Here is a 14,436-nt window from a genome sequence, read left to right on the forward strand (position 1 = left end):
AACCTCTGTAATGTGTTCTGTTGTTGTCTATATAGATGTACGACCTGGCGCGGATTATAAAGAGCATCCCGGCAATTGACTATTGATGAAGGTAACATTTCTTTAAAATAAGATGAATTTTAGCAACAAACAGTCACGAACTGGTCTACTGCATCGAAAATCTCACCGTCGCTACCTGACCAGCGTCATCCATCACCAGCAGTTGATAATCCCCTTTAGTCGCCAGCCGTAGCGTAAGATGACGTCCTCGTTCTTCCAGCCTTTCACCGTTAAGAAACCACCAGCGTTCACCGCTCCCACCACTGGTTTGCACCGGCAATGAGGCTTGAGCAGAACCGGGTAAACGCTTCACAATCGCGCCATCACGAATACCTGTCAACTGCAATGGCTGCGAAGCGTCTTGTCCCAGCGGCGGACACGTGGCAGAAACTGGCGGTAATCTCGCCCCACGGCGTTCTGATTCAGGTAGCCATGGCTCCAGCGGCAACGGCCAGACGATTAATGTTTGCTCGTGCGCCTGCGGGCAATCCGCCGCCACACGTTTGCCTTCATCATCCAGCCAGACAGGAAAACGAATGCCATTAACCCCTTCCTGCTCGGGCAATAATAACGTTGGCGGCTGACTGCCATCCAGTAACCAGGTTGCCAGACGGCGACGGCAGTTGCTGTCTCCTGGGGCAAGGGATTGCCCGCCCGGCCAGCACACCACGCCGCGACTCACGGAATCAGGACGTGGATCTTCCGGCTGATTTGTCCCGCGAGAGAGCAAAAGATTGTTGACCTGAGTGAGCAGCGGCACGGCGCTGGCAAATCCAAACTGGCCCACCACCGGCGTTCCGTCTGGTCTGCCAGTCCAGATACCGATCACATAACGGGCGTTAACGCCAATCGCCCAGGCATCGCGATAGCCATAGCTGGTGCCCGTTTTCCACGCCAGCGGAACCACTCTGCTCAGCGAGTTATCCGGCAGCGGTTGCGCTTCGTCGGCCATGATACGGCGAATAATCCACGCCGCGCCCGCCGACATCAACGGACGTTCAAGCAGTGGGTCACCCGGCTGCAGACGCAGTTTTCCCGCTTTTCCCTTACGGGCAAAGGCGCTGTACGCTGCGGCCATATCTTCCAGCCTTGCCCCCGCGCCACCTAAAATCAGCGACAGATTCGGCGCAGCCCCTGCGGGCAGATACAGCGGTAAGCCGACGTTACGTAACGATGCGGCAAAGCGCTTCGGACCATAGGCTTCGAGCACCTGCACGGCGGGTAAATTCAACGACCTTAGCAGCGCTTCGCTCATGCTCACCGGGCCATGAAAACCGCTGTCAAAATTCCCCGGTCGATAATCTCCGGTTCGCCGCGGGACATCCTGCAACAACGAAGCGGGATGAATGAGTCCGTCATCCAGCGCCAGGCCATAAACAAACGGCTTCAGCACCGAGCCGGGCGAACGGATCGCATTCACCATATCCACATGACCAAAGCGGGAGTCGTCATTCATATCTACCGACCCCACCCAACCACGTACGCTCATATCGGTGTGATCGACCACAATCATTGCCAGCGAACTGCGTGCAGGTAAGCGCCCCTTCCAGTTCTGCGCCAGCTCTTCCAGTTGACGCTGCAATCCGGCATCAAGGGTAGTCACGATTTTATCGCTCCGGCTTTTTCCCAGCATCATGCGTGAGAATAACGGCGCTAACTGCGGCATTTGCCGGGGCGCCAGCCAGACCGGTTCTTCACGTGACTCCTGTACCTGTCTGGCAGGCCAAATACCCTGGCTCGCCATACGTTCGAGCACTTTATTACGCGCCGCTTCAGCACGGTCCGGCCAGCGATCCGGACGCAGGCGACTCGGTGCCTGTGGCAAAACAGCCAGTAGCGCGGCATCGGAGTAACTCAAATGCGCGGGTGATTTACCAAGATAGGCCCAGCTTGCCGCCCCGACGCCCTGCAGCGTACCGCCAAACGGCGCACGGTTGAGATACAGTGTCAGGATGTCGCGTTTGGAGAGATGCCATTCCAGTTGCAATGCGCGCCAGAGCTGGCGAAACTTGCCGCCGAAGGTTCGCGGATGGGGATCGAGTAATCGTGCGACCTGCATGGTGAGCGTACTGCCGCCCGAAACCACACGCCCAGAGGAGAGGTCCTGCCATGCTGCGCGCAGTACTGAAAACGGATTGACGCCGGGATGCTTCCAGAACCAGCGGTCTTCATAGTTAATTAACGCCTCAAGGTAGCGGGGCGACACCTCATCAATCGTTACCGGATACCGCCAGATACCTTCGGCATCGGCAAAGCGCCAGAGTGGCGTACCATCATGTGCCACCACGACCCGTGCCGGATCGACTTCGCGCAAAGGCAGCGGCCAGATTTTATCTGCCGCCCAAACTGCCGCCACAATCAATAGCGCAACGGCTGCCAGCCAGAGCCAGCAGCCGCGTTTACCCAACCGGCGCATCATTTACGGTCTGACAATCAAAAGTCCCTCTGTCGCACCGGTCGCGCGCCACTGCGGAACATACATTGATTCCACCTGTGGGACGGGAACCTGGTAGGTCCCCGGCGTTACCGCTCGCGCCAGATACACCAGCGTAACCGGTTGTCCTTCATTGACCGCCACCGCAGCGACAAAGCGATCGTCACGGAACTCAACGTGCTGGATATCTGCCTGCTGCATCTGCTTAAGCAAATTCGCCACTTCGCTACCGCTATCCTGCAGGCTGGCGCTGCCGTTGGCCAGATTCTGGTTTTCCAGTTCCAGTCCTGCTGGCAGTAAGTCAACCACCAGCGCATCCGGCACGTTCTGGCTGGCTTTCACCTCCAGCCAGACCAGCACCAGCTCGCCGCTGCGCAGCGAATCCAGCGATTTGCTGTTTCCGTCGAGCCCCAGAATTTGACGCTCAATATGCAGAACGTTGCTGGCAGGCGTCGGTGAAGTTTGCGGATAACCGCTCACATCCAGACGCAGCCACAGCGGTTGATTACCGGTATTGGTGACGCTCAGCGTAGACAGCGCATCGGCATCCAGATTACGCGTCTGTGATTTCTCCCCGGCTAACGGTTGCTCCGAGAGTGACGTTTGCGCCTGCCATGTGCCTGGCAAGTCCTGTAACGTACGCGCGGCAAGGAACAACGCATTATTTTCCTGAGTCGAGAGCCAGCGCTGCCCAAAGGCCTGTTCTGACAACGTGTTCAGCAGCGTATTCTGCACGTCAGGTTTGAGCTTGTTCTCTTCGAGCAAGGCCAGCATTAGCGCGTTGTCGCGTAACGCACTGCCGTAATCCGCCATCCACTGTTGCGTATCGCGGCGCGGCGTATTCAGCGCCAGCGTCAACGCCTGTTCACTGCGGTTAGCATCGCCCATATTTTTCAGCGCGATCCCCAGTTGTAACAGCGGTAAACCAGAGGCCGCTTGCGCACGACGCTCCCAGATCTCACGCAATGCGCCGAGCGGGGCTTTTTGCTGACGCGCCAGAACCAACGCGGCGTAGGCTTGTACGGCAAACCGGCTTGCTGAAGAGTCGTCGGTATAGCGAATCGACAACATTCCTGGATCCTGCAAATAGCGCAGCAGCCGTTCGTTGCCACGGTTAATGACCTCTACCGGGACGCTGTAGCCCTGTTCATTTGCCCGAACGAGGAAATCCATGACATACGCGGTCAGCCAGTACTCTTCCGACCCGTTTTTATCCCACAGCGCGAAACCGCCGTTATCACGCTGCATCTGCACTAAACGAGAAATCCCAATATCGACTGCCGCGCGGCGTTTTTCATCGCTGTCACCCACAATACCTAACGCCTTCAATTGCGCAGCGTTAGTGTATAAGGATGGGAACAACCCGCTCGCAGTTTGCTCCAGGCAGCCGTAAGGGTAAGCCTTCAGTTCGCGGATATAACGCGCCAGATTTAGCGGCGGCTTACCGCTGAACAGCAGTTGTCCCTGCATCGTTGCAGGGGAGAAATTGGTCAGTTCTTCGCCCGGAAGCTGCCAGGTTGCGCCCGGTTGAATTGCGACACCGTTATTAACGGTTTGCGCCGGGAACGCCGGACGCACGCCAATCTTCCACTGTTTATGCTGAACTGGCAGCGTTTCACCCGGTAAAGTCAGACCGCTAATTTCTGCCTGAATTTCGCCATCGCCAAACCCCTCCCGCGCACGCACCGGAATAAACAACGTAGTCCGTACGCCTGGTGCCAGATTCAATGGAGCAGGATCTTGTCCCATCAGCTCCAGTAAACCGCTGGCCGCGAGCTTAATATTCAGTGTTTGCGGTTTGTCAGTCAGGTTAGTAACGTCCAGCGTCAGTCGCGAGGTATCGTCTCCCGCCAGAAAACGCGGCATATTCAGTTCAGCAATTACCGGCGCGGCAACAATCACCTTGCTTTCACTGCTGCCAAAGTCATCCGCCGTCCAGGCCTGTGCCATTACCCGTAGCTCGCCGTTGAAATCACCAATCGGTAGCGTCACCGTACCTTCGCCCTGCTCGTTGAGCGTGACCGGCAGCGCCTGTTGCGCCACGATATTGACGTGATTGACCGGTGGCTTACCGCCGCGTTTTAATTCATCGCCATCACCACCAAAACGCAGCGCCGCCAGCCGCCCTTGCCCTTCGATCACCTGGCCGTAAATATCATAAATATCCGCGCCATAGCGTTTTTGTCCGAAAAATGCCTGCCACGGATCTGGCGTGGCGTAATCGGTAATGTTCAACACCCCGCTATCAACGGCAGAGACCAGCACGTTGACCTGTTTTGGTATGTCGCCATTTTTGACGCTGGCTTTAATCTTGACGGTCAAAGACTGGTTTGGACGTATTTTCGCCGGGTTTTCCAGCGCCAGCGTCAGACGACGGTTTTCATCACCTAACGGCAAATGCAGTAAACCAACCGCCCGTTTTGGCGTGGCCGAACGGGACTTGTCGCCAGGACGAACCACCAGCGCACTGAGATACAAATCGTGGCGATTCCAGGTTTTATCAATCGGGATGGAGATATCAAGACCATCCGCCGGTACGTCTATTTCTTGCCACCACAGCGGGCCTTCGCTGGATTCCACCATCGCATAACCTTTGCCAGCAGCAGGAGCGGCAACGTGCAGCTTCATGGTATCTCCAGGACGATAGCTGGGTTTGTCCAGTTTCAGCGTCACGCGATCGGGACGCACAGCCCCACTGCCGTCGCTGTTATCCTGCCAACTATAACCTGCCCAGAAGCGTACGCTGCTCACCGCATCATTCGGGGCTTTCACTTCCAGACGATAGGCACCCCACTCAACCGGGAAGCTGACTTTACCGGTTTCATCGGCCTTAAGATCCAGAGTCTGCTCACCTTCAACCAGATCCTTTTGATCGAACTGTGATTGCCAGCCCTCGCCTTCAGACCAGTTCCAGTAATAATCCCGGCGCTCGCGGATCAAACGCACCTGCAAACCGGACACCGCTTTTTTCTCGCCCTGCGCATCGGCATAAACAATGTCGAAAGCTGCGTTGCTGTTTTCATCAACGATAGTCTGATTCACAGTGGTATCAGTGCGGTAGTCATAGACGGCTTTTGCCGCAAACTGCGGACGAATACCCGGCAGCGTGTCCGCAGGCCAGATGGCTTGTTCAGCCCGACGCGTCACCGGGCGGCCACCTGACTCCAGCAGGCTGGCTTGCAGGATCACCTGTAACGGGGAATGCGTCTCCTGCCATTGGCTGTTGGTGGTCACTTCGCCGCGACCGTGTTCATCCAGCGTAAGCTGAACTTCATCGAGGCTGCGGGACAGGTTTTCTTCGGCAATATTACCAAACTGGAACCCCGGCAATGCCTGCACCGCTTCGCGCAGCGGGCGCAGGAAAAGCTGCCCTTGCAGAGCATTGCCGTTAGCGGGCGCGCCGTACAGGTAGTAGCCCACTACCGAGAACTTCACTTCATCAGCCGGAGCCACCGGAATCTTATTAGCGGAGAGATTGAGCGCCATCCGCTCAGGCATAAAATCTTCGACGTGGAAATCCCACATACGTGACTGGTTGTCGCCCGTATTAGCACGAATATGCCACATACCGGTTGGCGCGTTGGTGTCCAGCGGCCAGCTAAAACGGTACAGACCGTTCTCCGGCTGGCTAACCACCGAACGTAACACTTGCCCGTCGGGCTTCACGACCTCCAGCTTCACCGGCTGGTCGGGCAACGTTTTGCCGTCGCTGTCACGCAGTAATCCGTTGAGGATCACCGTTTCGCCAGGACGATAGAGGTCACGGGGACCAAACATAAAGAACTGTTTGCTGTATCCCGGTGCACCGGCAATATCAAATTCAGCCAGATCCAACGCCGGGAGTTTCAGATCCAGCAGCGTGGTTTGCCCGTCTTTACGGGCCAGCAACAAAGCCGCGTCTTTATCAGTCTCCAGTTTGACATGACCCTGCGCGTCGCTGGTAGCCTGCGCCAGCATCTGTCCTTTTTCGTTGAGTAACGTGACCTCAATACCCTGCTGCGCAGCGCCGTTTTCCAGACTCTGCGTAAAAACATCCAGTTGATTATTGTAACGGTGCGCAGACACACCAATATCGCTGAGCGTGAACAGCGTAGCGGCATTACTGTAGTTGTATTGTCCAGCCTGATTCATCACCGCGATGTAAACTCCTGCTTGCTGCAACGGCTTGATATCGCTCAGCGGCAGCAGCAGCTTCTCACGGGTGTTACGCGCAGGATTGAGGTCAAAGCGTCCGGTATACACCAGTTCCGCCATTTTCAGCAGATTGTCAGATTCCCAGTTCGTCAACGAATTGCGGTATTCCCACTGGCTGACAAATGCTCCGAGCGATTCAGGCTTCACACGAAAGAAGTTCACATCCACGCTGTTAACGTTGAGGGCCATTACCGGCAGGCCTTCAATTACTTTTCCCGGCAACAGCGAGCCGCGACTGGCAAACCCAACGCTTGGCTGTACATCGCGCGTGGTAATGTTTTTTTCATAATCAATAGCGAACGTCGCTTTATTCAGCGCCAGCAAATCACGCTCAATGGTCACCACCAGTTCCCGGTTAGGTTCCAGATGGCGTAAGCGCAGCTCTTTCAGATTTGGCGCTAGCTCCCAGGCACCATCCACTTTGCCGCTTTTTTTATCAACAACGTGCACGACGCGGGAAAAATCTTGTTCTGGATCGAGGGGAATGGAGAAGGTCAAAACGAGCGTTGCCGCACCGTCGAGCTGGACCTCTGAGGCATCCAGCAGCGTCAGCGACTTGCCCTGGCTTTGCTGCATCAGCTTTTGTAATTGAGCTTTATCTTTTGCTGGCGCAGTCTGTGCCGCAGGCGCATCAGGTTTCGCAGCCGTCGGTGATTTTTCGTTATTATTATCGCACCCGACCAGTGCCAGCATCAGCATGCAGGCCGCTACGCGTAAATGTTTCATTTTTCATCCCTGGCCGTAGTGGCCCGTTAGCTACGTAGAACAACTATTATGCGTCAGATTTCCGGCTGTGGAAGTCAGTAACTGAACAACGTTGTCTTAATTTAAGTGATTAATGTGGATTCACCTGACAAATCAGCCTGTTTTACTTGTCGCTTTACGGTAAACATCCGACAATTTGCCAAAACCTGGTAAAAATGGAGATGCCTATGACCACCGCCTTCTTTGTCGCTGCCGACTGGCTTGCCGAACACATTGACGACCCGGAAATACAAATTCTTGATGCCCGGATGGCACCTCCAGGACAGGAAGATCGCGATGTTGGCGAGGAGTATCGTGCGGGCCATATTCCTGGCGCAGTATTTTTTGATATTGAAGCGCTTTCCGATCATACCTCACCGCTACCGCATATGATGCCACGCCCCGAAGCCTTTGCCGTTGCGATGCGCGAGCTGGGCGTTAATCAGGATAAGCATCTGGTTATCTACGATGACGGTAATCTGTTTTCCGCGCCACGTGCATGGTGGATGCTGCGGACATTTGGCGTCGAAAATGTCTCCATTCTGGCAGGCGGTCTGGCAGGCTGGAAGCGCGATGAGTTAATGCTCAAGGAAGGCGATGAGGATTTACCTGAAGGTGAATTTAACGTGGCCTTTACGCCTGACGCAGTTGTGCGCGTTACCGATGTACTGCTGGCCAGTCATGAAAAAACGGCGCAGATCGTCGATGCCCGTCCGGCTGCGCGTTTTAATGGCGAAGTTGACGAGCCGCGTCCTGGCCTGAAGCGTGGTCATGTACCCGGTGCGCTTAACGTACCGTGGACAGAGCTGGTTCGTGACGGCGAACTGAAAACTACCGATGAGCTGGATGCTATTTTCTTCAGCCACGGCGTGAGCTTTGACCGCCCTATTATCGCCAGCTGCGGCTCCGGCGTAACGGCTGCCGTCGTCGTGCTGGCACTTGCCACGCTGGGCGTTTCTGACGTCGCATTGTATGACGGCGCATGGAGCGAATGGGGAGCGCGCAACGATTTACCGGTAGAACCGCAATTATAAAGCTGGAAAAGCCGGATAGCGCTTCGCTTATCCGGCCTACAATTTAGATAATCCGGTTCTGTTTAAAGTCGCGCAGGAAACCGCCCCAGCGGCGTTCGTAGAACGGTGCGATATGCTCAGTGATAAAGTGGCTCACGCCCTTCTCACCCTTCTTCACCTGGCAGATATCAATAGGTTCATCGCCCGGGAGCGTATCGGTCGCGACGCTGCCAGCAGCGTGGATGATCTCTTCAATATCCCCTTCCGCTTCAATACCAATCAGCAGATTCGGCTGGGCTTCCGCGCTTTCTTTGATTGAGCAGAGAAACGCGCGTTTTACCGGCTTAATGGTTTTAAACAGCGTAGTCAGCGAGTCAATCATCTGCGCCGGAGGTTCAGCGACTTCAGAGAGGATCAGCGATTCACCGCCTTCCAGTACTTCCTGGGTGCTGAGCGGATTCCCCTCTTCCCCCATCAGCAGGCTGATTTCACGCGGCATAAATTCTTTGCCGGTCGGCAGTTTCGCGTTGAGAAAGAGCGTTTCGCCGAGCGTCATTTCAAACAACGTACGCACCGGCATAACGACAAATGCTTGCTCATCTTCCACCGCCTGCTGCAGGGCTTCCAGAGAAGTGAAGAACGGGATCACGGTCGTTCCGTCTTCTTTTTCCCAGTGCTGCAGGTCGAGAGCGCTGTCTTCAACCACCGCCTCGCCTTCTGCGGCAGTACCCGGCACCCAGACTGTGGATTCCAGTAAAGTACGGAAAAATGCCGGACGATGCGCAGGCTCTGTTGCCGCTTGTTCCAGCAATGTTTCTAATTCGTTTTTTGTTTCGGACATAAGTATCACAAATTGGATGAATACATGTAGGCCGGATAAGCGTAGCGCCATCCGGCAATACAGTAATAAATTATGCGGTCAGCAGATTCGCAATCGTGCGCACACCCAGACCGGTTGCGCCCGCAGACCACTGCTCAACCGGCGCTTTGCGATAGGTTGCGGAACAGTCGATATGCAGCCAGCCCTGCTGGTAGTTTTCCACGAAATGGGACAGGAAGCCCGCCGCGGTGCTTGCGCCAGCCGGGTAAGCCGCGCTACCGGTGTTATTCAGTTCGGCAAAGTTCGACGGCAACTGGCTACGGTGAAACTCTGCCAGCGGCAGACGCCAGAACGGTTCGTTTTCTTGCGCCGCACTTGCCAGCAGGCGAGCAGCCAGCTGATCATCAAAGCTAAACAGCGCGTGGTAATCGTTGCCCAGCGCGGTTTTCGCCGCGCCGGTCAGCGTGGCAGCATCAATGATCAGTTCCGGTTTCTGCGCACTGGCATCGATCAGGCCATCGGCCAGCACCAGACGTCCTTCGGCATCGGTATTCATCACTTCAACTTTTTTACCGTTGCGATAGTGAATAATGTCGCCGAGCTTAAAGGCGTTGCCGCTAATCAGGTTATCCGCGCAGCACAGATACAGCTTCACGCGCTTGTTCAGACCACGGGTGATGGCAAATGCCAACGCGCCGGTGACCGTTGCCGCACCGCCCATGTCGGACTTCATTGAGTCCATAAATGCGCTTTGCTTGATGCTGTAACCACCGGAATCAAAAGTAATTCCCTTACCAACCAGGCAGGCATAAACCGGGGCTTCTTTGTCGCCTGTTGGGTTGTAGTCCAGCGCCAGCAGCACTGGAGGACGTTCAGATCCGCGACCCACGGTATGCAGGCCCATGTAGTTCTGCTCGCGCAGATCTTCACCTTTGGTGATGCGGTAAGAGACGTTATCGCACGCGACGGAGCACAGCAGATCAACAGCGCGCTGCGCCAGCTGTTCCGGGCCCAGCTCTTCTGCCGGGGCATTAATGGTATCACGCACCCAGTCAATAATCTTCAGACGGCTATCCAGCTCTTTGCGCTGCGCTTCGTCCAGAGCGGCCCACTCAACTTTGCGGGTGCCTTTTGGTCCCTTGTAGCCCTGCCAGAACGCCCAGCTACGTTCGGTATCCCAGCCTTCACCGTCCAGTTGAACGTGTTTAATACCCAGGCCGTCGATTTTACGCGCAGCACGCTGGATAAGGCCGAGGTCATCTTTTCCGTTCAGGTGCAGGGTCATGCCGTCATTATTAATGCTGTATGTCGCCTTTTCACCCCAGCGGGCATCGGCGGGTTGCGTGGAAAGCGTAATTTTCATGGCTTCTGTCATTTTATTTATCCTTATTTTCGCGCATACAGGAAAACGGGCCACCCGTGGGCAGCCCGTTGACTTATTCGGCTTCGTCCAGCCAGACCAGCAAAATGGCCTCAAGGATTTTTTCGTTCGATGCCTGAGGATCATCATCGAACTCTTCCAGGTCACAGATCCACTGGTGCAGATCGGTGAAACGAACGGTCTTGGGATCGAGATCGGGGAAAGCGTCATACAGCGCCTCGCCGATTTCGCGGCTATCGGTCCACTTCAGTCCCATACTACCCTCTGTTAATGCTCACGCGCATGATTGATTGTGTAACGTGGGATTTCGACCACTAAATCGTCCTCGGTTACCCGCGCCTGACAGCTTAAACGGCTCTCCGGCTCCAGTCCCCAGGCTTTATCCAGCATGTCGTCTTCTTCTTCTGTGCTTTCCGGCAAAGAATCAAAACCTTCACGCACGATGCAGTGGCAGGTAGTGCAGGCACAGGATTTTTCACAGGCGTGTTCAATCTCGATCCCGTTACGCAGGGCAACGTCGAGAATGGTTTCGCCGGTCTCAGCTTCCAGAACTGCGCCATCGGGACAGAGATCCTGATGAGGCAAAATAACAATCTTTGGCATATTAAACCTCGTCCACGGAATGGCCTTTCAGCGCGCTACGGACGGATTTGTCCATGCGGCGAGCGGCGAATTCCTGGGTTTGTTTGTCTACGTTTTTAATGGCTTGTTCTATCGCGTCAACATCGTCACCCTGTGCAACCTCGCTCAAGTGCGCGGCGGCGGTGTCGATAGCCTGACGTTCTGCGGCGCTTAACAGCGCGGCATCAGCGTTCAGCGCACCGGATAAACTCTCCAGTACGCGTGCCGCTTCGACTTTCTGTTCTGCCAGCATACGGGCTTTAACGTCCTGCTCGGCAAAACTCATCGAATCCTGAATCATGGAGGCGATTTCACTGTCGGTCAGACCGTAGGACGGTTTAACCTGGATTGAGGACTCAACGCCTGTGGATTTCTCCATGGCGGTGACGCTCAGCAACCCATCGGCATCCACCTGGAAGGTCACGCGGATGTGCGCACCGCCTGCTGGCAATGCCGGGATGCCGCGCAGCGCAAAACGCGCCAGTGAACGACAGTCCTGCACCAGCTCACGCTCGCCCTGCATCACGTGAATGGACATCGCGGTTTGGCCATCTTTAAAGGTGGTAAAGTCCTGCGCGCGCGCCACTGGGATAGTGGTGTTACGCGGGATCACTTTCTCCACCAGACCGCCCATGGTTTCCAGTCCCAGAGACAGCGGGATAACGTCCAGCAGCAGCATTTCGCTGTCCGGTTTATTTCCGACCAGAATATCCGCCTGGATTGCCGCACCGATAGCGACCACTTTGTCCGGGTCAATAGAGGTCAGCGGCGTGCGGCCAAAAAATTCACCGACGCGCTCACGTACCAGAGGCACGCGAGTTGAACCGCCAACCATCACCACTTCCAGAACATCTTGCGGCTCCACGCCCGCATCTTTCAGCGCGCGACGGCAGGCCAGCAGCGTACGCTTGACCAGTGCGGAAATGAGTTCATTAAAGGTTTCACGGGTGATTTCACCCTGCCATCCAGCCACGTTAACCGTTACAGAATCAGCGTCGCTAAGTGCGATTTTCGCTGCAATCGCGGCATCCAGCAGTTCGCGCTGTACGCGGTTATCGCTGCGATCGGCCACGCCCGCCTGCTCGCGAATGTAATCGGCCAGCAGATGGTCAAAATCGTCGCCGCCGAGCGCGGAATCACCACCGGTCGCCAGCACTTCAAACACGCCACGGCTCAGGCGCAGAATAGAAATATCAAACGTACCGCCGCCAAGATCGTAGACTGCGATCACGCCTTCCTGACCGGAGTCCAGACCATACGCGATCGCCGCTGCGGTCGGTTCGTTCAGCAGACGCAATACGTGCAGGCCCGCCAGACGCGCGGCGTCTTTGGTCCCCTGACGCTGTGCATCGTCAAAGTAAGCCGGAACGGTGATTACCACGCCGTCCAGTTCGCCGGACAGCGATTCGGTAGCCCGCGCGGCCAGCGCTTTCAGAATATCAGCGGAGACGCGCACCGGATTAAGCAAACCGGCAGCGGTTTCAATCATCGGCAGACCGTTTTCGCTCGCCTGGAACGTATATGGCAGATGCGGGTAACGCGCCTGGATATCCGCCAGAGAGCGGCCCATCATGCGTTTTACCGAGCTAACGGTGTTTGCCGTATCCAACGCTGCATTGGCGCGGGCATCGTAACCGACAGAGTAGCCCTGCTGCTGATAGTGAACCACTGACGGCAACAGGTGGCGACCTTCATGGTCTGCCAGCGTTTCGGCCTGGCCGCTGCGTACGGTAGCAACCAGGGAGTTGGTGGTGCCTAAATCGATACCTACCGCCAGACGACGCTGGTGCGGCGCGGCGCTCAGACCAGGCTCACTAATTTGTAATAAGGCCATTTTCGCTTCCGGAAATTAAAAATCGAGCAGTTTTTCTTCGAGTTGTTCTGCACTGCTTCGCAGTTTATCGAGAAAACGCAGCTTACGCACGGTATCTGCCGCTGCGTCCCACGTCTCGCTATCCAGCTGTTCCACCATCAGTTGATGGCGAACGTTATACATTTCGCTGACGCGTTTCATAAACGCATCTAAACGTTGACTGTCTTTTGCCTGTTCAATCTCGTCCAGCTCTTCACGCAGCTCCAGTTGCTCCATCAGGAACGCGGTATCGCGCACCGTGTGCTGCTCGCTGCGGATATCAAAACCGTGTAAAGACAATAAGTATTCGGCGCGCATCAAAGGATGGCGCAGCGTTTGCCAGGCCTGGTTGATAGTGGCGGACTGCGAAACCGCAGCAAGTTGTTCCGCCTGGGAACCGCTGGCGAATTTATCAGGATGATACTGACGTTGTAGATCCTGAAAACGTAGGCTCAGCGCCTGAGTATCGAGCTGATAACGGGCCGGTAAGCCAAAGAGGGTGAAGTAGTCCATAACATTCTCAGGGGTAGCCTGTTAGAACAAACCCCACACGTAGCGAAGCCACGGTGGGGTTTTCGGGTGACGCACGTTACACGTGGAAGCTTTCGCCGCATCCACATTCGTCTTTCACGTTCGGGTTAGTGAACTTAAACCCTTCGTTCAGACCTTCTTTGACGAAGTCTAACTGCGTACCGTCGAGGAATTGCAGGCTCTTACCGTCGATCACGACTTTTACGCCTTTGTCTTCAAACACGGTATCTTCAGCCGCCGGCTCGTCAACAAATTCCAGTACATAGGCCATACCTGAGCAGCCGGAGGTTCTCACGCCCAGACGCAGACCAAACCCTTTACCGCGGTTTGCCAGGAAGGTATTTACACGCGCTGCTGCACTGTCGCTTAAGGTAATCGACATAATAAAACCTCAACTCTTAATTATTTTGCTTCACGTTTGCTTTTGTAATCCGCAATCGCGGCTTTAATCGCGTCTTCAGCCAGAATAGAGCAGTGAATTTTCACCGGTGGCAGTTCAAGCTCGTCGGCGATATCGGTGTTTTTAATCGCCTGTGCTTCATCCAGAGATTTCCCTTTTACCCATTCGGTAACCAGAGAGCTGGAAGCAATAGCGGAACCGCAGCCGTAAGTCTTGAAACGCGCGTCTTCAATGATACCCTCATTGTTGACTTTGATCTGCAACTTCATCACGTCGCCACAGGCCGGTGCACCCACCATGCCGCTGCCCACGTTCTCGTCGCTGTTATCAAAAGAGCCCACGTTACGTGGATTCTCGTAATGATCGATTACTTTTTCGCTGTAAGCCATGCTGAATTCTCCTTATCG

At 55.4% G+C, this 14,436-nt stretch carries 11 protein-coding genes; 1 reads left to right on the forward strand and 10 read right to left on the reverse strand.

Annotation, left to right across the window (positions count from 1 at the left end):
• Positions 1 to 145: 145 nt before the first annotated feature.
• Together pbpC and OGY08_RS06695 are read right to left on the reverse strand one after the other, a co-directional pair.
• A complete protein-coding gene (gene pbpC / locus OGY08_RS06690; RefSeq protein WP_125363482.1) occupies positions 146 to 2,458 on the reverse strand; it encodes a peptidoglycan glycosyltransferase PbpC in 2,313 nt (770 codons plus the stop codon).
• Complete coding sequence (locus OGY08_RS06695; protein WP_125363481.1) at positions 2,459 to 7,393, reverse strand: alpha-2-macroglobulin family protein; 4,935 nt, start codon at positions 7,391 to 7,393, stop codon at positions 2,459 to 2,461.
• 206 nt (positions 7,394 to 7,599) lie between these two features.
• On the opposite strand from OGY08_RS06695, the gene sseA reads away from it, so the two are divergent.
• On the forward strand, positions 7,600 to 8,445 hold the full coding sequence (gene sseA / locus OGY08_RS06700) for a 3-mercaptopyruvate sulfurtransferase (protein WP_048234730.1): 846 nt from the start codon (positions 7,600 to 7,602) through the stop codon (positions 8,443 to 8,445).
• 43 nt (positions 8,446 to 8,488) lie between these two features.
• Here the strand turns inward: sseA and sseB are convergent, their stop codons facing one another.
• The 8 genes from sseB to iscU all read right to left on the reverse strand — a co-directional run bounded on the left by sseB (position 8,489) and on the right by iscU (position 14,418).
• Positions 8,489 to 9,265: an enhanced serine sensitivity protein SseB gene (gene sseB / locus OGY08_RS06705; protein WP_016157136.1), complete on the reverse strand. Its 777-nt coding sequence runs from the start codon at positions 9,263 to 9,265 to the stop codon at positions 8,489 to 8,491.
• A gap of 70 nt (positions 9,266 to 9,335) precedes the next feature.
• Entirely contained in the window at positions 9,336 to 10,619 is a 1,284-nt protein-coding gene (gene pepB, locus OGY08_RS06710; protein ID WP_286565845.1) for an aminopeptidase PepB, read from the reverse strand.
• Positions 10,620 to 10,680: 61 nt separating this feature from the next.
• Positions 10,681 to 10,881: a Fe-S cluster assembly protein IscX gene (gene iscX, locus OGY08_RS06715; protein WP_003037694.1), complete on the reverse strand. Its 201-nt coding sequence runs from the start codon at positions 10,879 to 10,881 to the stop codon at positions 10,681 to 10,683.
• Between the two features lie 11 nt (positions 10,882 to 10,892).
• The gene (fdx, locus tag OGY08_RS06720) at positions 10,893 to 11,228 is read right to left on the reverse strand and encodes an ISC system 2Fe-2S type ferredoxin (RefSeq protein ID WP_003037690.1); all 336 of its coding nucleotides are present in this window, start codon (positions 11,226 to 11,228) and stop codon (positions 10,893 to 10,895) included.
• Position 11,229: 1 nt separating this feature from the next.
• Complete coding sequence (gene hscA, locus OGY08_RS06725; protein WP_003838439.1) at positions 11,230 to 13,080, reverse strand: Fe-S protein assembly chaperone HscA; 1,851 nt, start codon at positions 13,078 to 13,080, stop codon at positions 11,230 to 11,232.
• Positions 13,081 to 13,095: 15 nt separating this feature from the next.
• Positions 13,096 to 13,611, reverse strand: coding sequence for a co-chaperone HscB (gene hscB, locus OGY08_RS06730; protein WP_003835201.1), 516 nt, complete (start codon positions 13,609 to 13,611; stop codon positions 13,096 to 13,098).
• A 76-nt stretch (positions 13,612 to 13,687) separates the two neighbouring features.
• A complete protein-coding gene (iscA, locus tag OGY08_RS06735) occupies positions 13,688 to 14,011 on the reverse strand; it encodes an iron-sulfur cluster assembly protein IscA (protein ID WP_003835203.1) in 324 nt (107 codons plus the stop codon).
• Between the two features lie 20 nt (positions 14,012 to 14,031).
• On the reverse strand, positions 14,032 to 14,418 hold the full coding sequence (gene iscU, locus OGY08_RS06740; RefSeq protein ID WP_002913991.1) for a Fe-S cluster assembly scaffold IscU: 387 nt from the start codon (positions 14,416 to 14,418) through the stop codon (positions 14,032 to 14,034).
• Positions 14,419 to 14,436: the final 18 nt, after the last annotated feature.

The sequence above is a fragment of the Citrobacter sp. Cpo069 genome (genome assembly GCF_030332785.1).
Taxonomy (GTDB): Bacteria; Pseudomonadota; Gammaproteobacteria; order Enterobacterales; family Enterobacteriaceae; genus Citrobacter; species Citrobacter portucalensis.